Raw genomic sequence first — 22,312 nt, forward strand, 5'->3', positions numbered from 1 at the left:
CCAAAAAGTCAATTGCGAGCCCAGCTACGGCAGCAACGATTTCTTGACAAAATCGCTACATCGTTCTCGGGAGCGAACGCCTTTTCTCGAAGTACTGCCAAGGGCACGTCGGTTTCCGGCAGGACCGGTGCAAAGTGATGCCTGGTTGTTTTATAAGGAAGTATTTCTTTGTTGAACAGAATTGAACGAAAGATGTGGTCGACGGAGAACGGCTCCGCAGTCCACCAGTTCACGACCGTCACCCTGGGATCCCGGTAACTCAGCAATACGCATGGTAAATAGCGTAGTCCCAGAATCTGCGCCGCGCGTATTCTATGGTTGCCATCCATGACGATACCGGTTTCGCGTTCGACCGGGACCGGTGTGGTCCATACATCGGCATGCTCGATGGCGGTTGCGAGAATCTGTACGGCCTCCGGATCGACTTGTTCGGATGGAAGGAAGAAGGTGATCGGCTTGATGGCGATGCGGTAGGATTCGTTATTGAGCACTTGCCTTCCCCTTGAAAAATAGATCGATCGCTTCAGCGATCGTCTCAATTTCTTGCTCGGTGTTGTAGGCATGGACTGACGCACGCACGACTTCGTGCAATCCGCGCGCATGCATGTCCAGCATGGTGGAGCGAAAAGTGGATGTGGTCACATTGATGCGCTGCGGCTGCAAGGCAAGCATCCGCTGTAACTCTTTCGGTTCGCGATCCTTGACAGTAAATGTCACGATACCCGACTTCACCAGACCGCCGTCGCGAATCCTCACTCCGTCGATTTCCGCAAGCCTTGCGCGCAGTCGATCGGCAAGCGCCTGAATGCGCAGCCAAATCGCGTTGACACCTAGTCCCAGTGCGTAGTCGACGGCCGCTCCCATCCCCAGTTTGGCGGCGATGTTGCACTCCCAGTTCTCGAAGCGCCGCGCGTCGTGGCGTATCTCGAACTTGTCTGGCGATTGCAACGTCGCTGCATGCAGATGGAGGAAAGCCGGCTCGAGCTGCTGGCACAAGTCCTTTTCGACATAAAGAAATCCCATGCCACGCGGCCCGCGCAGATACTTGCGGCTGGTGGCCGAGAGCATGTGACAGCCGATCTTCTTGACATCGATCGGCAAGTGGCCGACTCCCTGGCAGGCATCGACCAAGAACCATACACCGGCTGCCCTGGCGATCGGTCCGATCGCGCCGATCGGTTGGATGGGGCCGCCATTCGATGCGATAAATGGCAGTGAAATGAGCTTCACGCGCTTGTCGTTCAACATCTCGCGCAATGCACGCACGGATACCTGTCCCTGCTCGTCGTTTGGAATGATCCTGATCTCAATTCCCCGATTCCGTTGCAGCTGAAGATACGGGATATAGTTGCCGGCATATTCCGTCGTCGAGGTTAGAATGACATCCCCCTTCGCAAGTGGAAGGGAATAGAACACCATATCCCATGCGCGCGTCGCATTCTCGACCACGGCGATCTCGTCCGGATGCGCGTTGAGCATGCGCGCGACCGAACCATAGACTTTTTCCAGGCGGTCGCCTGCCGCATCCGCAGCCTCGTACCCGCCGAGGCGGCCTTCCAACTCGAGGTGGTCAATGACTGTATTCAGCACGACGCGAGGCATCAGGGCGGCCCCCGCATTGTTGAAATGAATGGCCTCATTTACTCCTGGCGTGTCGGCCCGCAGTTGCGCTACGTTGAGCATCCGTTCCTCGATCTGAAATTCAAACAACGCCGTCGACAATCACGTGCCCAACCCCCATCGAGCAGCACTCGATGCGGGCATCGATTCTGTACACTTCGCGCAGCATTCTCTCCGTGATAACCTCGCGGGCTAGGCCGCTCGCCCTTGCAGTGCCGCTCGCGATCACGAGCGTCTGGTCGGAAAATCGCAACGCTTGGTTGAGATCGTGGATGGCGATGAACACAAGCATCCCCTTCTCCCTGGCCAAGCGCCGCATGAAATCGAGCACCTGGATCTGCCGGTGCAAATCGAGCGCACTGGTGGGTTCGTCCATGAGCAGGATTTCCGGTTCGCGCGCAAGTGTCTGCGCGATCGACACCAGTTGACGCTGTCCTCCGCTCAGTTCGCCCAGGTTGCGAAACGCAAGGTCGGCGATACCGAGTGATGCCATGGTGGCATCAATTACCTTCAGATCGTCGTCATGCACCGCCCAGCTTGGCGTCTGCTGCTTGCGTGCCAAAAGGACAGATTCGTAGACCGTCAGTCTCGCATTGGCGTTGATTTCCTGCGGCATGTAGCAGATCCCGTCGAGCCCCTTGCGAGAGCCTTCGAGATGAATGTTACCCGGCCCTTTAAGCAGTCCGGCCAAGCGCTTGAACAATGTCGACTTCCCCGCTGCATTGGGGCCGATGACCGAAACAACCTCCCCGCCGTGGAATGCGGGGGTATTGATTCCGGAAATGACCAAGTGTCGCCCGTAAAGCGCACCGATATTTTCCAGTCGTAGTCTCACCATGCGTTCCTCTTGCTGCCAAGAATGAGCGAAATGAAGAACGGCACACCGATGAGCGACGTTACCACCCCGATCGGGAAGATGGCGCCTGGCATCAGGGTTTTACTCACCACTGAGCTCAGCGAAAGTACAAGCGCTCCAGTCAGCAACGAAGCAGGCAGGAAAAAGCGCTGGTCTTCCCCGATCAGCATGCGGGCAATATGCGGCCCCACGAGACCGACGAAACCGATCGTGCCAACGAAAGCAACCGGAATCGCGGCCAACAGGCTGACCATTACCAGGGTCTGGAACCGAAGGCGCGGCACATCGACCCCGAAACTGGCAGCCTTGTCGTCTCCCAAGCGCAGCGCAGTCAATGCCCAAGCCCGGCGTGCAAAGATCGGCAGCGTGACCGCAATGACGAGACAGGTCACGGCCAGCTTCGGCCATGTGGCCTTGGTCAGGCTACCCATGGTCCAGAACACGACAGCGGCAACTGCCTGTTCAGTCGCAAAGTACTGGACGAGTGCAAGCAGGGCATTGAAGGTAAACACCAGGGCAATCCCCAGCAGCACGACCGTTTCGGCGGTCACGCCACGGCGCATCGAGAGCAGATGGATCAACAAGGCGGACAACATTGCCATCGCAAATGCATTGAGCGGGACGAGGTATTCAGTCGCCACCGGGAAAAGCTTGACCCCGAAAGCGAGTCCCATTGCAGCGCCGAAACTTGCGGCGGCTGAAATGCCCAGCGTGAAAGGACTTGCCAGCGGATTGTTCAGTATCGTTTGCATCTGGGCGCCGGCGAGCGACAGCGCAGCGCCAACGACGATCGCCATCAGGGCGACGGGCATGCGGATCTCCCACATCACGACCCTTACCTGCAAGGAAGTGCTGTCGGGAAGAAACAAGGCGCGCACGACTTCGTCGAGGCTGTACCGTGCTGGTCCGAGCGCCAAGTCGAGCAGGAGGCTCAACAGCAGCAGAACGATGAACGCCGCAATCAGCAGCCGCTTGCGCCTGACGATTGCCCGATAGACGGTGCGCTGCCCGCTTTCCGTCAAACAGACCGCGCTCATTGGTGGGCCTCCATCTTGTTTTTCAAGCTCACGAAGTAACCGGGCCTGTGTTCAAAGGGCAGAAAGCGCTGATGCAGTTCGCGGAAGGTTGCATCCGGGTCGAGGTCGGGGAAGAGCGTCGGATGGAACCATTTTGCAAACTGCTGGATCGCGACGAACTGGTAAGGACTGTTGTAGAACTGGTGCCAGATCGCGTGAAATTCCTGATTCCGGTTCGCCTTGATACCCGCATAAGCCGGCCGCTTTGTGTAGGTTTCGAGTTTTCGCGCCGCTTCCGTCAGGTCTGCACCCGGTCCGACTCCTACCCAGCTTCCGCCCGGCACATACGCTTCCCAGTTGGCGCTGGTGACCACCACCTGGTCGGGATTGACCGCCACGACCTGTTCCGGATTCAACTGACCGAACGTGCCGCGAATGACGTCCTTGGCGATGTTCACGCCGCCGGCCATCTCGACGAACTTGCCGAAGTTTTCATGTCCAAAGCTCAGGCAGCAGTCCTGGGTATATCCGCCAATCCGTTCGATGAATACCTTCGGGCGTGTCGGCTGGCGGGCCTGGATGACGTCGGTGACGCGTTGAATCTGCCTAGCGCGGAAGGCAATGAACTCCTCGGCGCGCTGCTCCTTTCCGAACAGTTTGCCAAACAGCCGCATGGTCGGCTCGGTGTTTTCGATCGGATAGTGGCGGAAATCGATGTAGACCACCGGGATACCCAGTGCGCCGAGCTTCTCGATGGTACGCGCGTCCTGGCTGGCGCGTTCGGCCTCGATGTTCAGGAAAACGACATCGGGCCTTTGCGCAATCGTCTGTTCGATATCGACCGTGCCGTCTTCAAAGCCGCCGAAGGTGGGAATGTCGGCGATCTTTGGAAACTTTTGCAGATACAACGCGTAGGTATCCGGATCGGCCTGGATCAGGTCCTTGCGCCAGCCGACGATGCGTTGGATCGGATTATCCGTATCCAGCGCCGCAACCAGATACAGCTGGCGCCCCTCTCCCAGGATAACGCGTTGTACGGGCACGCGGACCTGCACCTGCCGCCCGAGAAGATCGGTTACCGTGACCGTGCCGGGTGCGGCGTCGGCAACGGCCTCACCTCCCTTTGCCGGATTAAAAAAGAAGAAGAATCCGGCGAGAAGACAGACCGGTACGAGGAGAATGAGGGCTACGGCCCAGCGACGTTGAAATGCCATGATAAAGACTCTTGCGAATGAAAAGGATTACTGCCGCGTCATGCCGGCGGGTTGAATCACAGCGTGTCCCCGTCTCATGGCCAGCGCGGCAACCGCGGCCATGGCGTAGAAAAACGCAACGAAGAAGTAGGTGTATTCCAGCCCGACGGCCTGACTCAGCCAGCCACCCAGCACAATGCCGCCGATCGATGATAATTGCGATGTGCTGTACGCGACGCCGAGGATATAGCCCTGCCGCAGGCTGCCAGCCACCCTGGATATCTGCGACATCAATACCGGCGTGGTCGCTCCCAGCAGGATGCCCCAGGCGAAATGCACGCCGATAAATACGCCGATATTGCGCGTGGCGCCAGCGACCGCCGTCAAGCCTGCGCAAGCGCCGGCGATGCAAGCGATCCAGCGGATCGTCTCGGACAGGGATTTCTTCTCGAAATGCTTCGCCCACATCGCCGCCGACAGAATGAAGCCCAGCGCGAGCAAGCCGTAGCACAAGCCCACCACCCAGTTGCTCACATCAAAGATCGAGCGGACATACAGGGAGAACGGGGTCTGGGTAATCATACGGCTCACGAGCAGTATGCCGATGACGCCAAGCAGGCCAAGAATGGGCGGCGAGCGCCAGGTGAGCAGCGCGCCGGCGTCCGCCGGACCGACGGCCGTTTGCGCGGCTGCTGGTGCTGCCTTCGCTGCCGGTGGTACGTTCGGCAATATCAGCCACGCGGCCAAGGCACACAAGGCGCACAGGGCCGATGCAGCAGCATTGATCCAGAAAAAGGTCGTGTAATCGAGAATCAGGCCGCCGACGACCGCACCGGCGAGTGATCCGACATTGGTCGATACCTGCAGGTAGGCGAACAGGCGGGCCCGGCGCGACGGCGATTCGATGGTGACTCCATAGGCTTGCGCAGGGGCGATGTATCCTGCGCAGGCGCCCTGGACGAAGCGCAGCGCGAGGATCATCCAGATATCGCTCGTGTAGGCCAATGCCAATTGGGTCAGGGACAAGCCGAGCAAGGCCCGGATCATCATCGGCTTGTGCCCGAACCGGTCGCCGATCCTCCCCCAGAATGCGCCGGTCAACACGATGCCGAGCATCGGCCCCACGTAGACTGCAATGCCGGCAAAACCTAACAAGAGCTCAGAGGCGTCGAGCGACTTCAAATGAAGGGGCCAGAAGGGGCCGCTCATTTCCATGGCGCCCATGGAAGTGAGCTGAATCACGAAGAGAACGTGAATCAGACGCGACGCTTGGCTCGGCGCTATGGCGGCGTTCGACATCGGTCAGATCCCGCCGTCCGCCGATACCAGCGGGTTGGGCAGATCATGCTGCAGACGGTAATTGGAGTACTTGAGCAGATGCATTCGCAGTACCGAGCGCGTCGGCCAGGGCTGCTCGAGAAACGCCTCTCGCTCCGTTGCCCATAGCGCCTGGGATACCCGCGGTGCCAGCACGTCGAAGGCACCCGCCGTCTCTTCACGCAGGATTTCCCACAGGCGAGCCGAGCCGAGTTCATACTCGCGCGTCAGCAGCATCGCCAGTTCGTGCAGGTGACAGACGAAGCAGGCATCCAGCACGAAAGTGCGAACCGGTTCGATATCGTCGGTGAAGACGGTAGGGAGAATTCCTGGATGGACATAGGGCTCGAGCCCGTATCCACGCTCGGAAAGCAGAGGCGCATAGGTGCGGCCATCCCCGAAATCCCGTATCAGAAGGCTTCTTGGCGTCCCATCTGCGGCGAACAGCACGGAAGTGTTCTGCTGATGCGCTTCAAGTCCGATTCCGTAGAGCAGATAGATGGCGATCACTGGACGCGTAACTGCTCGCGCATACTGCTTGAACCAGGTTTCCACCACTTCCGGAGCAGGACGAGTCCCATTGCGCTCGATCAGTTCCGTTACGAGCGGCCTGCCGTTCGCAGGCGAACCGGTGAATAACGCAGCGACCGTGACTGGAAGAAGGCCATCGGTCCGCTCGAAGGCATCCCGGCTCGCGCGATACGCGACCGACAAATGGCGCCCGGGCCGGTCTTCCTGCTTCACCGCATGCTTGTAGTGGAATGCCACTTCTTCCGGGAAGATGTCGAGCGCCTTGCCGAGTTCCTTGTCGGCGGCAAGAATGCTTTTGATCACCGTGCTGATGCGCGGCCCCATATGGATCGATTTCGCCTGCAGGCTGCGCTGTTCGCTCGTGAGCCACAACGCAATGGGCAGTTTGATGAACGGGGCGGCTTCAGGCTCCTGCGGCATCATGGTCCGGAACGACATGGTCGGCAGCGTCTCGACGTCCGGGCCATCCAGGATCAAAATGCCCTCCTCAATCTCTGCGGCATACTCCTTCCCCACATAATTTTCGAGGTGCCAGGAATGGATAGGCAGCGGAAGCCAGTCCCGTTCATTCAACCGTTTCGCGTTCAATCCGTCTTTCCAGCTGTTCCACAAGTCGGGAAAGTTGTCGGCGAACCAGTCCTGGTAACTGTGTACGTGGGGCATGCGTTCGATATAGGCCATGTCCGCACGCAAGGACGCGATGCGTACCCGGACCTTCGCATTGAACTCCGGCGACAGCAGGGCCACTTCCTCGGGGCTCAGGTCCGGCTTGGATTTCCAGGTCGGGTAGAACGGGTGGCCTTCGAGCGAACCCCATTGGTCCAGCAGCATCGCGGCGTCCTTGATGGTGGCGTGCTTGTGCAGGTAATCCGCAAGGCCGCCGGCACCGGCGGAATCGATGAGTTTGTTCAGGTCCGCAGCCCACGCATCCCGGTGGATACGGGCAAGCGCATCGTTGGCGATACTGTTCTCGATATCCGCCTTCAGGCCGGCAACGCCTTCTTCGCTGAGGGAAAAATCGAAGCAGGGGCGCAGCAGATCGATCAGTTGATCGGACGTGTCGATGGCAGTGCGCGCACCGCTGGATTCGATGAGGGTGATGGCTCCACGGTTGATGAAGGTATCCGCAGGCGCCGCCCACAGGTCTTCGAAGAAAACGAGCGCGTGCTTGTGCCAGAGTGGAAACCATGCACAGCATCCCTGAGGAGCGAATATGAGCAGGCTCTTGTCGAGGATTTTCTCGGCGAACAGGCAGCGGACGACGCGCCGCAAGGCATTGCGGTGTGCGAATGCCAGCGCGTCATTCTTGCGCTCCACATAGAAAGCGCTGTCGGGTTGCAACAAAATCGGATTGGTTTTCATAGGATAGAGGTGTCAGGCTGGCCAGGTTTCGGGAAAGTAGTCGAGCGCGGACCCGCGCAGACCACCCATGTAGGCGACATTCCAGTTGAATATTTCTTCGATATGCGGGACATTCAGATTCAGCCGCTTCGCCATCTTGACGAGCAGCGCGAGACCGTAGGCCACGTCCTCATGGAATGCGCGGCTTTCCTTGTCGATGACGTAGCCGGCATTGCCGTCCGCAGGCACCAGCGGCGCCTGGATCTCGTCATAGGCCCGGTTGGTTCGCAATACCGACAGCATCGTGCCGTGATCGCGTATCTGGTCTTCGTAGGCCTCGATGATTTCCTGCTTCAACGGCTTCACCGAAGACAGGTCCACGCCCAGGCGCTGCTCGATGGCCTTGCAAAGAAGCTGGCTCTCTTCGTCGCTGCGTTCCAGGAAGTACGCGCCCAATTCGGGGCAATCGGTCCACCAGCAGATGGGCGACGAAAACGTCTTGTTGTGCCACTGGCCGTATGGCCCGACCAGCCCGTATACCACCGAGGGGTGCATGATCGGGTTGCCGGGCGTGAGGGTGATTTCCAAGTAGTGGTTCAGCAGCTCGACGGGAGATTCGTACAGCCGCTGCAAATGTGCCAGGAGGGTTTGGCGCGCCGCTTCGGTCTCGCGCACATGCGTCCCGATGTAAAGCGTGCTCTTTGCCCCGCCCATCTTGACCGACACGCCAGGCGTCAGGTCGTAGGCAGTATGGGGCACGTCCTTCATGCCCCAGATGACGGCATTGGGCCGCTCGGCCAGGGCCTTCTCCGCCAGCCAGTCGAAGCCGCAGAAGCCGGGAATCGCTCCCACATAGACGGGCTTGTGCGACGGCAGGCTGGATGCGATCGACTGCAGCAGGTCCGGCCGCGCCTGCGCCGGCACCGTGATGACGACAACATCCGCGTCCGCCATGATGCCTTCCGGTTCACGCGCGACGGCATCCAGGCGGGCGTCGAGCGTTTTCCCGTCTGGCAGGATTGCCGTGACAAGGCCTTCGTCACGGCAATGCCGGTCAATCACGTCCTGACGGCTCGTGAGCAGGGATACGCGCACGCCGGGAAGCTGCTTGAACAGCACGGCATTCAGGTGCCCGGTTCTGCCCCCGCCGCAAACGACCACGTTCAACGGCTTCATCCTGCAATCCCTTTCCGGAGTCATGCCACGCTCAGACGTGGGACCGCGCGCGGCGCTGGTTCGCTCACGCTTTCCTGGGATAGCCAGGCGTCGAGACTCTCCCAGATACCCGGATCCAGCAGGTTGCGCTCTTTCAGCCAGTCCTCATTGAACACGGTGTGGAGATATTTTTCTCCGCCATCCGCCACCGCGGCCACAACATTGCCGCCAATCAGTCCGCTGTGAATGAATTCCAGCGCCTTGTAGATGACGCCACCCGTCGAACCGCCCACGAGCAGCCCGGTGTGTTTGGCGACATACCGGGCTGTCTCGAAGGCCTGCGAATCGGTGACCTGCACCCCCATGTCGATGCAACTGTAGTCGAGCACCAGTCCGACGGTATCGCCCTTGGGCGTGCCGGTTCCCGATTGATAATAGGGGCGGCCCGGCTGGCCGAACACGATCGAGCCGTCCGGCTCGACAGCGATTGTCTTGGTGTGGGGATTATGCAGCTTCAGTCCGCGTGCGATCCCTGTCATCGATCCGCCCGTTCCGACGCAACCGACATAGGCATCCACGGGGCCGCCGATCTGCTCGATGACTTCCCGTACAAAATCGAAATATCCGCCGGCATTGGCGATATTGTCCGACTGGTTCATGAACACGGCGCCCGGAATCTGGCTGGCCAGTTCGGCGGCCATGCGCTGGCGTTCGACGACGGCAACTTCGTCCTCCCGATAGTCTCCTGCGACGTAACGGATCTCCGCGCCGAGTGCGCGCATCACGGCGATCTTGTCCTGGGCCGCATGGTGGTCGACCACCGCGATGAAGCGCAGGCCGAATTCGATGGCCGTGATGGCAAGGCCGATCCCGGTATTGCCGGAAGACGACTCGACAATCACGCCACCCGGTTTGAGGCGCCCGGATTTGAGCGCCGCAATGACCATGTTGCGAGCCATCCTGTCCTTGATGCTGCCACCCGGATTGTTTTTCTCGATCTTGAGCAGCAACCTGGAGTTCTTTGCAGGAATCGGAATGCTCAGGATAGGGGTATTGCCGATCAAATCAGTCACTTTGTTCAGAATCATCTCAATTCTCCGTACTATCGTCAGGTGAAATAGTCATCTTTCCAGCTGCGTCGTAAGCGGCGGCAATCCTCCGCGGCATCGGATGACGGTGAAATTCGTTCTCCAGCAAGTCCATCTGGTAACCGGCCGTGTTGGCATACACGAGCAGGTCGCCGGCCTCCGGCATCCTGTCGAAGCCGATCAGCCGATTGGTGATGACGTCGTCGTCGAGGCAGCTGTGCCCCGCGATATAGGCCTGACCTGGCGCTGCACCGTTGTCGCCGGATTTCTCTGTCGCCACGAGTATCGGGTCGACCAGGAATTCGGAGGCGAACCAGGTTTCGCACGCGCTGAAGCTGCTTCCTTCGACGAAAATCACATGGTTTCCCGCTGCCAGCGGCTTCACGCGGGTAACCTTGAATACGGAAATGGCGGCCTGGTCGGCGAGGCTGCGCCCCGGTTCGAGCGCCAGAGTGAGATCCATCGCGTTCAGATATTCGGCGACCGACTGGCCATCCGCGCACGGCGACTTCAGCAGGCGGTCCAGCCATTCGCAGGCGCCGATGCGTCCGCCATAGGGATAGAAGGATTCGGGTACCTTGCCGTTGCGGTAATGCTCCTTGCACGGGTATTGCAGGAACGCCTCGTACTCGTCGCTGTCCACATACCGGATCGGCAGTCCGCCGCCGATGTCGATCATCCGCGGGCCGAGGCCCAAGCCGCGCGCCGCATCGATATAACGGACAAGTTCGCGCAGCGCCTGTGCCCGCGTTTCATGCGCATAGCCGCCGAGATGGAAATGGAATCCCTCGAATGCAAACTGCTTCCTCGCCTCAACGAGGCGATGCAGGCATCGCATGAGATCCTCTCCCCCCATCCCGAACCGGCTCGCGCGGGAGGCGTCGGGACGATACCGGAGAAGAATCCGCGCCCGGCGATCCGGTGCGAGCCTGCGGACGGATTCTTCCAGTTCCGCAAGCTCTTCGGCGGAATCGATCGAAATCAGTGCGCCGTTGGCGATCAGTTCGGCATGGAACGCCGCCGTCTTCGCCGGGCCGGTTGCGCAGAGTCTTGCCGGATTCGCTCCGGCACGCAGCGAATCCCTCATTTCATGGATGCTGGACACGTCCACGCCGATGCCGGATTCCACGGCGGCGCTGACCAGCGCCTGCGACTTGTTGACCTTCGCGCCGTAGAAGATCTCGAATCGCACCTGATGCGCGCGCAATACGGAACGAAACGCTTCCACGTTTTGCTTCAGGATATGCGGCCAGACAATGTTGAGCGGCGATCCATATCGGTCGGCCAAGGCCAGCAGCGTCTCCGGCGAGGAATGGACAAGGTCGGCGATCGACCGGTCGAGTATGGGCTTGAGCGACATCGGCTCCCGGATCTGTATCCGTCCCATGCCTGTTTCGGTCAATGGCTTGTCGCTTCGCATAGGCCGCCTCCCTTTTCCAGTATTGCGATTGCAGGTGGGATCAGAAATCCACCGAGGCGGACAACAGCACGGTACGCGGCGCCCCCTGCACGAAGCCGCCCCACGATGCCACGCCCGACCAGTAGTCGCGGTCAAATGCATTGAGGAGATTGGCCCGGAAGGTCGTGGATTTGCCGGCGACCTTGGTGGCATAACGCGCGCCAAGATCAACCTTGGTCCACGCGGGAAGGCGTGCCGTGTTCGCCTGGTTGACGTATTGCTTCCCGGTGTATGCAATGCCGCCGGTCAAGGTGAGTCCGGTTACCCAAGGCGTGTCCCATTCGGCGCCAACGTTGGCTTGCACCGACGGCACGCCGATCGGTGTCTTGCCGAGCGTGGCGGCGCTGTTGGTCTTCGTCAGTTCCGCATCGATCAGCGTCACGCCGCCAAGCAGCCTGACGCCGCGGGCTGCCTCACCCAGCACGTTGATCTCCAGGCCGCGGTTGCGCTGCTCGCCATCGACGCCGAAGACGTTGCCGGTCATCTGTCCGCTGGGCTTGGCGATCTGGAAGAGGCTCACCGTGGTCATCACGCGGCCATGATCGAACTTGACGCCGATCTCGTGCTGCTTGGCCTTGTACGGCGCGAAGACCTCGCCCGCATTGGCCGCCGTCGACGGGGCGGTATCGCCCTTGCTCAGCCCTTCGATGTAGTTGGTGTAGAGCGAGACGTTCTGCCAGGGTTTGAAGACCAGGCCGACCAGGGGGGTGACGGCGCTCTTGTCGTAGGAAGAAGTGACCGCGCCGGTGGTCGGATTGAAATTGTCCGACTCGACCTGCTGGTGACGCGCTCCGAGGGAAAGCAGCACGCGATCGTTCAGCATGGACAAGGTATCGGCGAGCGCAACACCGGAAAGCTTCGTTTCCGAGATTTTCGATACCAGAGCCGGCGCCGCGACAGCCTGGCTGGGATATGCCGCCGGCGTATAGATGTTGGAGGTTACCGCTGTGCCGTTTCTGGAACCCCGATCCAGCTGATCGCGATAAGTGCTTGCCTGCAGCGTGACGGTATGGCGTACCGCCCCGGTATCGAAGCGGGTACGCAGGCCGGCGTCGGCGGTCGACCGTTCGATGTCGAAGATGAAGTGAGCGGGGGTCGTGCGTACATCGCCGGCCGCATTCAGAATCTGCGGGCCTCCGAAAAGACGGTTAACGTCGGTCTGACTGCCGCCGGCGTTGGCGAACAGCGTCAGCTTGTCGTTCACGTCATATTCGGCGCGCAGCAAGACCGACTGGTCATCGATCTTCGCCCATTCCCATGCCTGGGAGACATTGCGGCGGCCGTCCGGCGCGTCGGGCACGGCGACTCCCGCCGCAATGGTAAACGGGCGCGAGGGAGCATCGAAGCGCTCCCGCTGATCGATCACATCGAGCGATGCCCGCAGCCGTTCGCCCTGGTAGTCGAGCGCCACGGCGCCGACGGTCGCTTTCCGGGACTGGTTGTCCACCGGCGTGTCGCCCTGGTGATGACTGCCGTTGAATCGCACGCCGAACTGGCGATCCGCGCCGAAGCGCCGGCTCACATCGAGATGGCCGCCACCCTGGGAGCTCGATGCATAATCGGCCGTGAACCGCGTGAGGTCGGTATTCAACGCGCGCTTGGGAACAATGTTGATGACGCCGCCGATGCCGCTGTTCGGGGACATGCCGTACAGCAGTGCCGCGGGCCCCTTGATCACCTCGACGCGCTCGACATAATCGGACAGCACGCGGAAATTGGGCGCCACGCCGTATTGCCCGTCAAACGCGATTTCGCCCAGGTTGCCTTCGCCAATCGGAAATCCGCGAATGAAGAAGGCGTCAAGGATGCCGCCTGTCTGGCCGGTCGCGCGCACTGACGCATCCTTGGCCACAACATCCGCCACAGTGGCGGCCTGCTGGTCCTGGATCATCTGTGAGGTATAGCTGCTGATGCTGAACGGCGCCTTCATGGCGTCCGCGTTACCGAGCAGCCCCAGCCGTGCGCCGCGCGCAGCTTGGCCGCCGGCGTAGGCCTGCGGAAGACCGCCGGACCGCTCGGCGCTCACCTTGATCTCGGAGAGTGTTCGCGCGTCTTCAACCGCCGCCTGTTGCTCCCCTTGCTTGGTCTGTGCTTGAGCAGCAAATCCGGTCACCAGCATGCCGGCGAAAGCCATGCGCATGGCAAACGCCAGCGGTTTGAGAAGCATGGCACCGGTATCAGGCGAAGAGATGGAAGGGCGAGTTATGGAGTCGGGCTGAGGCATCGCTAACATGATTGGCTTTCTTGAAGTACGAATAGGCGTGACGATTACGGCTCCCGGTCAGGACACAGTAAACATGACGAATGCAAGAAAACGCCGACCATGACGGCACCCATCAGTCCGGACGAAGCAACGGAACAGACGGAGGCAAACGGGAAGAGCGTGTTGCCAGCCGATCACGGGACGCGTAGTGCATACCCTTGCAAGCATCATTGACTGGCTGCTTTCCGAAGACAGGAAAGCTGGCTGGCTGAACGGACTACTGGATATATGACTGAAACAGCAGGTTGTTACCTGTTCGACATGACATCCATTGACGCCATCATAAGTCAAATGAGAATCATTTGCAAATAATAATTGTTCTCATCTAAACTTCAAGCTTCGATAGCTGCGAGACTTGCGGGAAGTTATCCATGTGCGCCTGTAACTGGTGATTGGTGATGCAAGAATTTCTGAAAACCAAACTTGTCGTTGAGTTGAACTGCATTTCACCCCATTCGACATGCACTCTGATGGCGTTGACAATGGACTATCCGTCCTGGCGCAATAAACTGATGCTGGTAACAAGAAAAAATGAGAAGAAGCCCTTTGGAACAAAAGCGGTTTTGATGAGCGCGCAAATGGACATACCCAAAGAACTACGCGACTCCGGTCTGAAAGCGACATTGCCAAGATTGCGTATCTTGCAGTTATTTCATGAACGCCAAATCAAACATCTGTCTGCAGAAGAGATTTATCGTTTCTTGCTGGACGAAAAAATCGATGTTGGACTTGCCACCATTTATCGCGTATTGATGCAGTTCGCCGAAGCGGGCATTCTCAGTCGTCGCCATTTCGAGTCCGGCGCAGCGGTATTCGAACTGAATGAGGGGCACCATCACGACCACCTGATCTGCACATCGTGCGGTAAAGTGGAAGAATTCGTCGATAACGAGATCGAGCGCCGTCAGGAAGAGATTGCGAAAGATCTCGGCTTTGTGCTTCAGGAACATTCGCTTTCCCTATACGGCATTTGCTCGACTTGCACGAAATAAGCCGAAAATCCCGCATATTGACCTGGACCGTAGCGATGCCCATCACGTCGTGCTGGCCATCGAAAACAAATGCGACGTGTTCCTGAGGTGCGATGAAAGCGCGATACTTAAGTATCATAAGGAAATCGAGCATCCTTTCCCGTCAATGAAGCTGATGCTGCCGTCCGAACCAATATCCAGTGGCTTGCTGGAGAAATCCTGAAATCACAGGCGAGCGGCACTATTTGCTTCCATCGGCAAAACTCCCCTCCACGAATGCCCGAAGCAGGGACAGGTCCGTCTTCGCGTAAGCGGCCGTCGTCTGTACCGACGCGTGTCCGAGCAAGGCTTGCGCGACCGGCAGAGGCACCTGGTGGTCGACCACCAACGCTTTGGCATAGGCGTGGCGCAGCCAGTGCGGCGACGCGGCGCGCAGCAGCACCGCTCGCGCCGGGTGGTCCGCCTGCAGGCCGGCGGCGACCGCCGCGAAGATTGCCTTCACCTCGGCGTACAGCCCGCCTTCCTGGAGCGAGCCGCCCTTGAAACCGTGGATCAGCGGCAGCACCTCGTGCGCGGCCGGATCCGCCGGCAGCCCGCGCGCCAGACGATAGGCGGCCAGCGGCCCGACTGCCACGGCCGGCAAGGGAATGGCGCGAGGCTTGTCGCCCTTGCCATGCACATACAACGTCCATTGTCCGCCGTCTTCGACCTCGACGCGCGGCAGATTGGTGTCGATCGACCATGCCAGCTCCGCCAGGCGCACGCCGCCATAACGGTACAGCGCCCAGATGGCGCGCCGGCGCAATGAGGCAATGTTATCTGCGCCGGACGACATCGCGGCCATCCAGGCATCGCACGCGGCGAGCGCCGCCGGCGCCAGAAAACGCTGCGGTGAAAATCCGGTCCGCGCCTGCGTTCCGGTCACGAGACCCGCGGCCGGGTTCGCAATCAGGTAGCCGGTCTCGAACCAGTATTGGTACAGGCTCGCGACCACGGCCAGCGCCCGCGCCAAGGTGCGTTCGCCAGGCGCCGTCGCGCGCTGCCGCCCGGTTGGCGTGACAATGGCGTGCGCCGTGCGGAGGTGATCGCGGTAGGCAAGTAGATCGTTGCGCGTGAGGTCGGACAGTGGCCCGAGATGCCGGTCGCGGCACCATCCGATCAGTCGGCGCAGATCGGCCGCGTACGCGCGCAGCGTGTGACGCGACCGGTTCGCGAGCTCGCGCAGGAACAGCGCGACGGCCTGGGCGTCGTCGAAGACCGCCAGCGTGTTCGTCGCGGCGTCACGGTTCACGAACCGGCCGCTCCGGAATAGCCATGCAACCAGCGCACCTGTATGGTGGGGCTCGATCGCGGCCAGGCACGCGTTCCCGCTATCGACGTTCTGCAGTACCGACATCGAGCCGTCCATGCGCCGGAAGCGCCGGCGGTGCGCGTGCAGCAATCGCTCCAGGACATTCTCCGGTTCCGGCGCGTCGACGGCAGCCGCTGTGCGGAGCCGGCCGCCTTCCCACCACTCGACGGCGTCGGGATAGTCGAGCAGCAGCTCGAACACGACCGGCTTGGCGGCTTTCGCCTCGCCGAACGACGGGAAGACTTGCTTGATCCGGGGCAGCGTCCACCGTTCGTAACAGGCATGGCCGAGCACATGGGTCAGGTAGGCGAGCGCGGCGTCGACGGTCTCCGGCAATGGTGCCGGCGGCGTGACGCCGTGGTCGAGCCAGCACTGCATGGTCAGCCTCCCTTGCGTCGCGGCGCCGCACGCTTGCCGCTGGGCTTCTCGGCCGGCGCGGCGGCGCGCTGTTTCGGCACCGGCGTCTTGGCGATCGCGGCACGCATCAGCTCATCGAGCTGCGCCCGCTGGCTGGCGTTGATCGCTTTCAGCGCATTCGCTTCGCCGACAGCCACCTGTCGCTTGTCGCGCTCGGCCGCCGCGTCAGCCTCGGCATGCGCGACCGCTTCTTCCAGCGTCGCGATGCGCCGTTCGGCGAATTTCATCTGTGAGGCGATGCGGCTTTGTTCCTGCTGCAGTGCTTGCCGCTGCTGCGCGGTTTCTTGAAGCAATTGCTTGGACAATCCGTCGTAACGCTGCTGGGCGGACGCCAGGCTTTCCGTATGGGATTGTGCCAGGGCGGCGGCGTGCAGGCGCGCCGCCCGTAATTCCGCCTGAAGTGCCTCCTGGCTTTCCTGGAGCGATGCCAGCTGCATGTTGGCGGCGGCCGAATCGGTGCGCGCCTGCGCCAGGTCGGCATCGCGCGCCGCCAGGAGGCCGCGCACAGCGTCCAGTTCTTCGCGAAGCATGTCGACCCGCAAGCTCGATTCGGTCAAGGTCGCCTGCGCCGCTTCGACGGTCTGCCTGGCCTCGGCCTTGAGCTTGACGACGTCGTCAAGCTGGACCGCTACCGCGGCGTGCCAGAGCTGACGCATCTGCTCGGCGATCTCGGCCGGGATGTCGGGCAGCGCGATGTCGGTCAAACCGGCTGTCACGATTTCGGATTCGACCGCGTTGATCGCGCGGCCGAGCGTGGCCGGGTCACCGCCGCCGAGGCGGTCCTTGAGCTTGCGCACTGACACGATGCGGCGGAAGCGCTCGCCCGTTGCGGGCGCGGCGTCGTGCGCCTCGGCGAGCATGGCGAGGATCGTGGAGCGGATTTGGTCGGGTGTGGCGATGGCGGCGCGCGGCATGATGGGCTCCGGATGCGGGGAGTCGGCGCTAATCTTACATTCATTTATAACGTTACGTAAGCCATAAACGTTAGATATAAATGTATCGATCGACGATAACAATTATTATCGTGGTAAAACTGGCAGAAACCGGAGGGGCGACGGCCAGAAGTGCCGAAACGTGATGTGCGCAGGGCGAGAATTGGCGAGGTAAAAGACCCAGACAGCAAGTGCCTGATTTAAAAAGGATTTGCGAGAGACGATCGGCTGGAACCCGCATGAATGCTAGGGGCGGCTACCGTCGTAAAATGCACGGAAATCAAAGGGACCCCCTCATGGGTATTGTCGGCGCAGGACTGGTTGCGGTTTGGGCCTATGGGTTACTGCGGGACTCCGGACGTGTGCTGCTCGATGCCGAGATGAATGCTCCTGTCGTGGCTGAAATCAGAGAGGTAATTGAGGCCAGCCCAATCAAGGCCGATATCTGTGATTTGCATGTGTGGCGTGTTGGCAAGGGCAAATACGCCTGCATTCTTGCTCTAGCGACCATGGATGAGGTCGAACCCGACTACTTCAGGCAGCAGCTGCGCATTCACGAAGAACTGGTTCATATCTCGGTTGAAGTGAATCGCCGTCGACCATCAACGTAACGCCCTAACTAACGCACCCTGGATTCGCAATAGGTTCATGGCTTGCGTCGCAATAGAATGCGCGCTGCATTTTCTTCAAACTGGCCCGCCTCCTCAATATAACCCTGGACAGTGCCATCGTGGCGCCAGCCGCCTTGCCGCTTGATATCACGGAAGTCTGCACCGGCACGGTGCGCACTGGTGGCCATGCCACGACGCAGGCTATGACTGGAGAGCTGCGGGGCATAGTCTAGTTGAAGCAGCGTTGCGCACGTCGCCAGTATGGTGTTGACGCTCGCTTCGTGCAATGCTTCGGGGCCGAGCTCGCCCCATTTAGTGATCGGACGGAATAGCGGTCCGGACGTAATGCCGGCGGCTGCCAACCAAGCGCGCAGCGCGCTGGCTGGGCAACAAGGGCCGCTGCCGTAGGGAATCGCCTTGACGATGCCTCGACCCTGCTGATCGGTTTTCGAGCGCGGCAACGTGATGACGATGCCTTCCGGCTCCCACACTATATGAGGGATTTCCAGAGCCACTATTTCGCTGCGGCGAAATCCACCGAAATAGCCGACCTGCAGCAGGGCATTGTCGCGCTTGGCTTTCAAGGTGTCGAGGCTAGCCAGATGCACAGCGATACGATCCAGATCTTCCAGCGGCAGCGCCTTGGCCTTCTTTTTCGGCTTTCCGTGCACGCGCTCTATGCCGGCCAGTGTTTTGCGCACGGTCGGCGTCGACGCCGGATCGGCAAAGCCTTGGTGAAGGTGCCACTGCGACAGCGCGGTCAGCCGCAGTGCCAGCGTGCGGGGATTCAACGACGCCGCATAGGCCAGTAGATACCGGATCAAAGCCGGCTCATCGCAGGGCAGCACACCGCCCCAGGCATGGAAATGACGAATCGCCGATCGGTAGGCGCGGCGAGTGTTCTCGGCCGTGGCGGCGGCTAGAAACGCGCGGTGCTGTGCAGTCAAATCGCCATCTATAACTGTACCTGCGTTACGAACAACGATTTCCTGAGCTACCTCGATAGATGAATTTGGGGGAAGAGGCGGATTTTCAGTCATGCAATTTTGTCGCTCAAATTCGAGATTTGTACCAGCGAGTTACTAAGCATAGCATGCAGCGGCCATCATAACCTGCGATAATCCTTCTTATCGCGCCTTTTAAATTCAAACTTTCAGACTGTCTTTATCGTTATATAAGATAATATTACGTGACACGTAATACATAACTTTATTTCGAGGTCTTGATGGCACGCGCCGGCATTCTCTATTCCCATGTCGCCCAAGCGGCGGCAACGCTGCTTCAAGACGGCAAAAATCCCACCGTCGACAGCGTGCGCGAGGCGCTGGGTAGCACCGGCAGCAAGAGCACCATCGCCCCTTTCCTAAAACGCTGGAAAGCCGAACAGCAGGATGCCATCGCCGAAGCCGAATCCGGCTTGCCGGCGCCCCTCCTGCAAGCCGTAAAGGGCTTGCACCAGCACATGCAGGCCGAGGCCAGTCAACAGATCGAACAGGCGCGGCAGGCACATGGCATCGCGATGGGCGAGGCTGCTGAACGGGAAAAGCAACTGCGCACCGGACACCAGGCAGCGCTGGCCGCCAATGCCGCTTTGACCGAGGAATTGGCGCGCGCAAGGGAAACGCTGTCGCAATTGAGCACCGCGCACCATGCGCAGACCGTCGCGCTGGCCACCGTGCAGGCAGAAAGCGCCGGCTTGCAGCAGCGCCTGGCCGATCGCGGCGCCGAAGTGGCGACGCTCGATCACCAGCTCACGCAGACGCGCGCCCAGTTCGAGCATTACCAGGAAGCCACCGCCACCCAGCGCGCCGAGGAGCGGCAAGCGTACGAGCAGCGCGTCGCGCGCCTCCACCAGGAGGTAGCGGACGCCAACCGGCACAACGCTTCCCAACAGACGACGCTTGGTCAGCAGGAGGCGAAGTTTGCGCATCTCGCCGCTGATCTGTCCAATCAGAAGCAGGCCTTGCGGGAATCGCAGGAAGCGTTGGCGGCCGAACGCTCAATGCGGGAGCGCCTGGCCGACCGGCTGGAAGATGCAACTGCGGCAAAAGACAGCCTGGCGGTGCAGCTCGCAGCCGCACAACAGCAGTTGTCGGACGTCCGCAGTGCGCTGGCCGCCAAGGAGCGGGAAGCAGTCATGCTGGCCGATCAAGCCCGGCGGGCCGAAACACGGGCCGATCAGTTGAACGAAGAAAAGCTCGCCTGGCTGCAGGAGCGTGCCATGCTTGAGCATCGCGCGCAGTCCGCGGAACCGAAAACCGCAACGCTTAGCGGTTCAGCCACCATGTCGTAAAGCTCGCCAGATCGGCATGCCGGGAATGCGCCCATGCCAGATCGTCGCCCGCGTTCGGAGATCCGTTTGGCTCGCGCAAGACCAGCGCCGCGTGGATGTCCACCGGAATACCGCGCAGGTACGGTAGAAAATCGTCGACAAAGACGACCGGGCGCAGCTCCCGCAGCGCGGCCGCCTTGGGACTGACGTCGACTCCGGCATTAGCCGTGGCAATCACGCGCTCGATCGGAAAGCCACATTGCCGCAAGTTGTCCAGCCGCGCCGCTTCAAACTGCGCCTGAATCGCGCTCACGCACACCAGCTCGTAGCCGGCTGCCGCCAAGGCGCAACACGCGTCCTGTGCGCCGGGCATCGCCGGAATAGTCGACCAATACTGATGATCGAAGCATGCGCGGAACTGCGCCAGTTCGGCGCCGGCAAGCCGCCGCACGTTCCATCGGTCGATCGGCCAATAGGCGAGTGGATCGCGCACCGCCGGCAGTGCGCCGAAGGCCTTGGCCCAGGCTTTGGCATACGCCTGATGGTAGTCGAGCAAGACGCCGTCGGCATCGAGAGCAATGATTGGTTTCATAACGGAATCATGCTAACGTCGATGCGTCTATCCATCAAGTCGCGCATGATGCTGTTTTTGCGTGCACCGCGAGTTATTCAGCGCCGGCCGGTAATAGCAGATGGCAGGACTGAGGTCAATTTGCGACTGCTTTTGTGAGGATTTAGAAATGGGGCAAGCGAAGATCAAGCAGCGCACGGCCTTTGCGCCGCAGCTGATCGAGGAATGGGAGGCCGACGATTGTGTCAACTTCGCCGTTGGACTGGCGCGGTTGACCGGGTGGCTGCTGCACGTGGACTGGTGGTCGACCTCGACCGAACACAGGGAGGACATTCCGCTCGACCAACTCAGGCCGTTAAGGGTGTATGTGGCGGATAACCACGATCAGATTTTCGATGTTCGCGGGACCAGGTCTATTCGCGAGTTCAGCGAGAAGATACTGTTCAAATTGATCCGCACGCGCGGATTAGGGAATGGGGGTGTTTACACTCGGTTCTACGACGAAAAAAAGCTCTCTTCGCTGCCTCTACGATGCCAACCCAATGAAGCAGAGATTTCGCGCGCAATCGAGGAGATTCGAGCTAATCCTCGCTTTCTTGCTGCGATCCCCGCGAGGACGCAGCCCTGTATTCCAGCGCATAACGCAGCTCAGTACTCCTACGGCCATTGCGCGGCGTTTGCTGAAGCGATGCGTGAACTGACCGGACTGCAGCCGGCAGCTCTCTTGGCGGTACGATTTTCACCGCTCTTTGAAAATACTTGGCGCAGTGAAAGTGGCTTTTTCCACAGTGTTGTCCTGCATCCAGACGGTATGGCCGAGGATGTTTGGGGAAAGTCCTCGGTCGAAGCCATAGCGAGCCGTTTCGGGGTGATCGAATTCAAAGTTAGCAGCGCTGAGCATCGCCGGGTTATCGAGAAAATTCGACAGTCCTCCAATGACGTCTACGAGACGGTACGAAAGGACGCCATGGACCTGATACAGGCGCATCGTCTTCGCAACTAAACGGACGTTCTAGATTTCGTATTTCTTCTTCAGATCAGTGGGTTAGGTAGGTTTTTGCGAAAAAAACCGTAATATCGGCCGCCCCTCGCTTCGGCGCAATCGAATTCGAGATCAGTAGCGAAATCCACCGCAAAGTCGTCGGAAATTTGCGTCAGGCGTCCGGCGAAATTTATGAGGCCGCATTGGAAAATGCTCGGGAGCTGATACGTGAATACTGTCTTGGCTTGGCACCGGCGTAACCGTCTGCATCGCCACATGCAGAGAAGAATTGAAAGTCTGGTTTTCCCTTTTAGATCATTGACTTAACTTAACTTTGGCGAAAAAAACACGAATGCCGGCCGTCCC

The 22,312-nt window shown here is 60.1% G+C and carries 18 protein-coding genes and 1 pseudogene; 4 read left to right on the plus strand and 15 right to left on the minus strand.

The genetic code is table 11. From position 1 onward, the window contains the following. Positions 1–8 precede the first annotated feature (8 nt). Genes AC3WOY_RS29460 through AC3WOY_RS29510 form a run of 11 tightly spaced genes read right to left on the minus strand, consistent with a single transcriptional unit; the run spans position 9 to position 13,743 of the window. Positions 9–491 carry a ParB N-terminal domain-containing protein gene (locus AC3WOY_RS29460; protein WP_492420115.1) on the minus strand — a complete coding sequence of 161 codons (483 nt, stop codon included), beginning with the start codon at positions 489–491 and terminating at the stop codon, positions 9–11. Then, positions 481–1,683: an aminotransferase class V-fold PLP-dependent enzyme gene (locus AC3WOY_RS29465; protein WP_492420117.1), complete on the minus strand. Its 1,203-nt coding sequence runs from the start codon at positions 1,681–1,683 to the stop codon at positions 481–483. The genes AC3WOY_RS29460 and AC3WOY_RS29465 overlap by 11 nt, the downstream gene beginning before the upstream one ends. Before the next feature lie 19 nt (positions 1,684–1,702). Beyond that, entirely contained in the window at positions 1,703–2,458 is a 756-nt protein-coding gene (locus tag AC3WOY_RS29470; RefSeq protein ID WP_492420119.1) for an ABC transporter ATP-binding protein, read from the minus strand. Continuing rightward, the gene (locus AC3WOY_RS29475; protein WP_492420121.1) at positions 2,452–3,513 is read right to left on the minus strand and encodes a FecCD family ABC transporter permease; all 1,062 of its coding nucleotides are present in this window, start codon (positions 3,511–3,513) and stop codon (positions 2,452–2,454) included. Before AC3WOY_RS29475 ends, AC3WOY_RS29470 begins: the two co-directional genes overlap by 7 nt. After that, positions 3,510–4,706 carry an ABC transporter substrate-binding protein gene (locus AC3WOY_RS29480; RefSeq protein ID WP_492420123.1) on the minus strand — a complete coding sequence of 399 codons (1,197 nt, stop codon included), beginning with the start codon at positions 4,704–4,706 and terminating at the stop codon, positions 3,510–3,512. The genes AC3WOY_RS29475 and AC3WOY_RS29480 overlap by 4 nt, the downstream gene beginning before the upstream one ends. A 27-nt stretch (positions 4,707–4,733) precedes the next feature. Next, a complete protein-coding gene (locus AC3WOY_RS29485) occupies positions 4,734–5,927 on the minus strand; it encodes an MFS transporter (RefSeq protein ID WP_492420125.1) in 1,194 nt (397 codons plus the stop codon). 60 nt (positions 5,928–5,987) lie between these two features. Beyond that, the gene (locus AC3WOY_RS29490) at positions 5,988–7,895 is read right to left on the minus strand and encodes an IucA/IucC family protein (RefSeq protein ID WP_492420127.1); all 1,908 of its coding nucleotides are present in this window, start codon (positions 7,893–7,895) and stop codon (positions 5,988–5,990) included. 12 nt (positions 7,896–7,907) lie between these two features. Further along, positions 7,908–9,050 carry an NAD/NADP octopine/nopaline dehydrogenase family protein gene (locus AC3WOY_RS29495; protein WP_492420129.1) on the minus strand — a complete coding sequence of 381 codons (1,143 nt, stop codon included), beginning with the start codon at positions 9,048–9,050 and terminating at the stop codon, positions 7,908–7,910. A gap of 20 nt (positions 9,051–9,070) precedes the next feature. Further along, positions 9,071–10,117 (minus strand): PLP-dependent cysteine synthase family protein, encoded by a 1,047-nt coding sequence (locus AC3WOY_RS29500; RefSeq protein ID WP_492420131.1) that lies wholly within the window; start codon positions 10,115–10,117, stop codon positions 9,071–9,073. Position 10,118: 1 nt separating this feature from the next. Beyond that, positions 10,119–11,537: a Y4yA family PLP-dependent enzyme gene (locus tag AC3WOY_RS29505; protein ID WP_492420133.1), complete on the minus strand. Its 1,419-nt coding sequence runs from the start codon at positions 11,535–11,537 to the stop codon at positions 10,119–10,121. Positions 11,538–11,577: 40 nt separating this feature from the next. Further along, positions 11,578–13,743 (minus strand): TonB-dependent receptor, encoded by a 2,166-nt coding sequence (locus AC3WOY_RS29510; protein ID WP_492420135.1) that lies wholly within the window; start codon positions 13,741–13,743, stop codon positions 11,578–11,580. 674 nt (positions 13,744–14,417) lie between these two features. Here AC3WOY_RS29510 and fur point away from each other — a divergent pair. Then, positions 14,418–14,831 carry a ferric iron uptake transcriptional regulator gene (gene fur / locus AC3WOY_RS29515; protein WP_492429111.1) on the plus strand — a complete coding sequence of 138 codons (414 nt, stop codon included), beginning with the start codon at positions 14,418–14,420 and terminating at the stop codon, positions 14,829–14,831. Positions 14,832–15,051: 220 nt separating this feature from the next. Here fur and AC3WOY_RS29520 read toward each other — a convergent pair whose 3' ends face one another. Together AC3WOY_RS29520 and AC3WOY_RS29525 are read right to left on the minus strand one after the other, a co-directional pair. Beyond that, entirely contained in the window at positions 15,052–16,539 is a 1,488-nt protein-coding gene (locus AC3WOY_RS29520) for a tyrosine-type recombinase/integrase (protein ID WP_492420137.1), read from the minus strand. 2 nt (positions 16,540–16,541) lie between these two features. Beyond that, positions 16,542–17,492 (minus strand): DNA-binding protein, encoded by a 951-nt coding sequence (locus AC3WOY_RS29525; protein WP_492420139.1) that lies wholly within the window; start codon positions 17,490–17,492, stop codon positions 16,542–16,544. A 305-nt stretch (positions 17,493–17,797) separates the two neighbouring features. Here AC3WOY_RS29525 and AC3WOY_RS29530 point away from each other — a divergent pair. Next, positions 17,798–18,121: pseudogene (locus AC3WOY_RS29530) on the plus strand (cation transporter); the annotation flags it as partial. 35 nt (positions 18,122–18,156) lie between these two features. On the opposite strand, the gene AC3WOY_RS29535 reads toward AC3WOY_RS29530, so the two are convergent. After that, positions 18,157–19,161: a site-specific integrase gene (locus AC3WOY_RS29535; protein ID WP_492420140.1), complete on the minus strand. Its 1,005-nt coding sequence runs from the start codon at positions 19,159–19,161 to the stop codon at positions 18,157–18,159. Positions 19,162–19,346: 185 nt separating this feature from the next. Here AC3WOY_RS29535 and AC3WOY_RS29540 point away from each other — a divergent pair, with 185 nt between their 5' ends. After that, entirely contained in the window at positions 19,347–20,414 is a 1,068-nt protein-coding gene (locus AC3WOY_RS29540; RefSeq protein WP_492420142.1) for a DNA-binding protein, read from the plus strand. Here the strand turns inward: AC3WOY_RS29540 and AC3WOY_RS29545 are convergent. Beyond that, positions 20,389–20,985 (minus strand): HAD family hydrolase, encoded by a 597-nt coding sequence (locus AC3WOY_RS29545; protein ID WP_492420144.1) that lies wholly within the window; start codon positions 20,983–20,985, stop codon positions 20,389–20,391. The genes AC3WOY_RS29540 and AC3WOY_RS29545 overlap by 26 nt on opposite strands. A 148-nt stretch (positions 20,986–21,133) precedes the next feature. On the opposite strand from AC3WOY_RS29545, the gene AC3WOY_RS29550 reads away from it, so the two are divergent. Continuing rightward, complete coding sequence (locus tag AC3WOY_RS29550) at positions 21,134–21,967, plus strand: hypothetical protein (RefSeq protein WP_492420146.1); 834 nt, start codon at positions 21,134–21,136, stop codon at positions 21,965–21,967. The last annotated feature ends 345 nt before the right edge of the window (positions 21,968–22,312 follow it).

It is taken from the genome of Noviherbaspirillum sp. FW303-A3 (assembly GCF_058788695.1).

Coding starts and splice junctions, on each gene's coding strand:
- AC3WOY_RS29550 (WP_492420146.1), top strand. CDS start 21,134: ATGGGGCAAGCGAAGATCAAGCAGCGCACGGCCTTTGCGCCGCAGCTG.
- AC3WOY_RS29510 (WP_492420135.1), bottom strand. CDS start 13,743: ATGCTTCTCAAACCGCTGGCGTTTGCCATGCGCATGGCTTTCGCCGGC.
- AC3WOY_RS29545 (WP_492420144.1), bottom strand. CDS start 20,985: ATGAAACCAATCATTGCTCTCGATGCCGACGGCGTCTTGCTCGACTAC.
- AC3WOY_RS29470 (WP_492420119.1), bottom strand. CDS start 2,458: ATGGTGAGACTACGACTGGAAAATATCGGTGCGCTTTACGGGCGACAC.
- AC3WOY_RS29480 (WP_492420123.1), bottom strand. CDS start 4,706: ATGGCATTTCAACGTCGCTGGGCCGTAGCCCTCATTCTCCTCGTACCG.
- AC3WOY_RS29525 (WP_492420139.1), bottom strand. CDS start 17,492: ATGCCGCGCGCCGCCATCGCCACACCCGACCAAATCCGCTCCACGATC.
- AC3WOY_RS29490 (WP_492420127.1), bottom strand. CDS start 7,895: ATGAAAACCAATCCGATTTTGTTGCAACCCGACAGCGCTTTCTATGTG.
- AC3WOY_RS29495 (WP_492420129.1), bottom strand. CDS start 9,050: ATGAAGCCGTTGAACGTGGTCGTTTGCGGCGGGGGCAGAACCGGGCAC.
- AC3WOY_RS29465 (WP_492420117.1), bottom strand. CDS start 1,683: ATGCTCAACGTAGCGCAACTGCGGGCCGACACGCCAGGAGTAAATGAG.
- AC3WOY_RS29500 (WP_492420131.1), bottom strand. CDS start 10,117: ATGATTCTGAACAAAGTGACTGATTTGATCGGCAATACCCCTATCCTG.
- AC3WOY_RS29505 (WP_492420133.1), bottom strand. CDS start 11,537: ATGCGAAGCGACAAGCCATTGACCGAAACAGGCATGGGACGGATACAG.
- fur (WP_492429111.1), top strand. CDS start 14,418: ATGGACATACCCAAAGAACTACGCGACTCCGGTCTGAAAGCGACATTG.
- AC3WOY_RS29520 (WP_492420137.1), bottom strand. CDS start 16,539: ATGCAGTGCTGGCTCGACCACGGCGTCACGCCGCCGGCACCATTGCCG.
- AC3WOY_RS29540 (WP_492420142.1), top strand. CDS start 19,347: ATGGCACGCGCCGGCATTCTCTATTCCCATGTCGCCCAAGCGGCGGCA.
- AC3WOY_RS29535 (WP_492420140.1), bottom strand. CDS start 19,161: ATGACTGAAAATCCGCCTCTTCCCCCAAATTCATCTATCGAGGTAGCT.
- AC3WOY_RS29475 (WP_492420121.1), bottom strand. CDS start 3,513: ATGAGCGCGGTCTGTTTGACGGAAAGCGGGCAGCGCACCGTCTATCGG.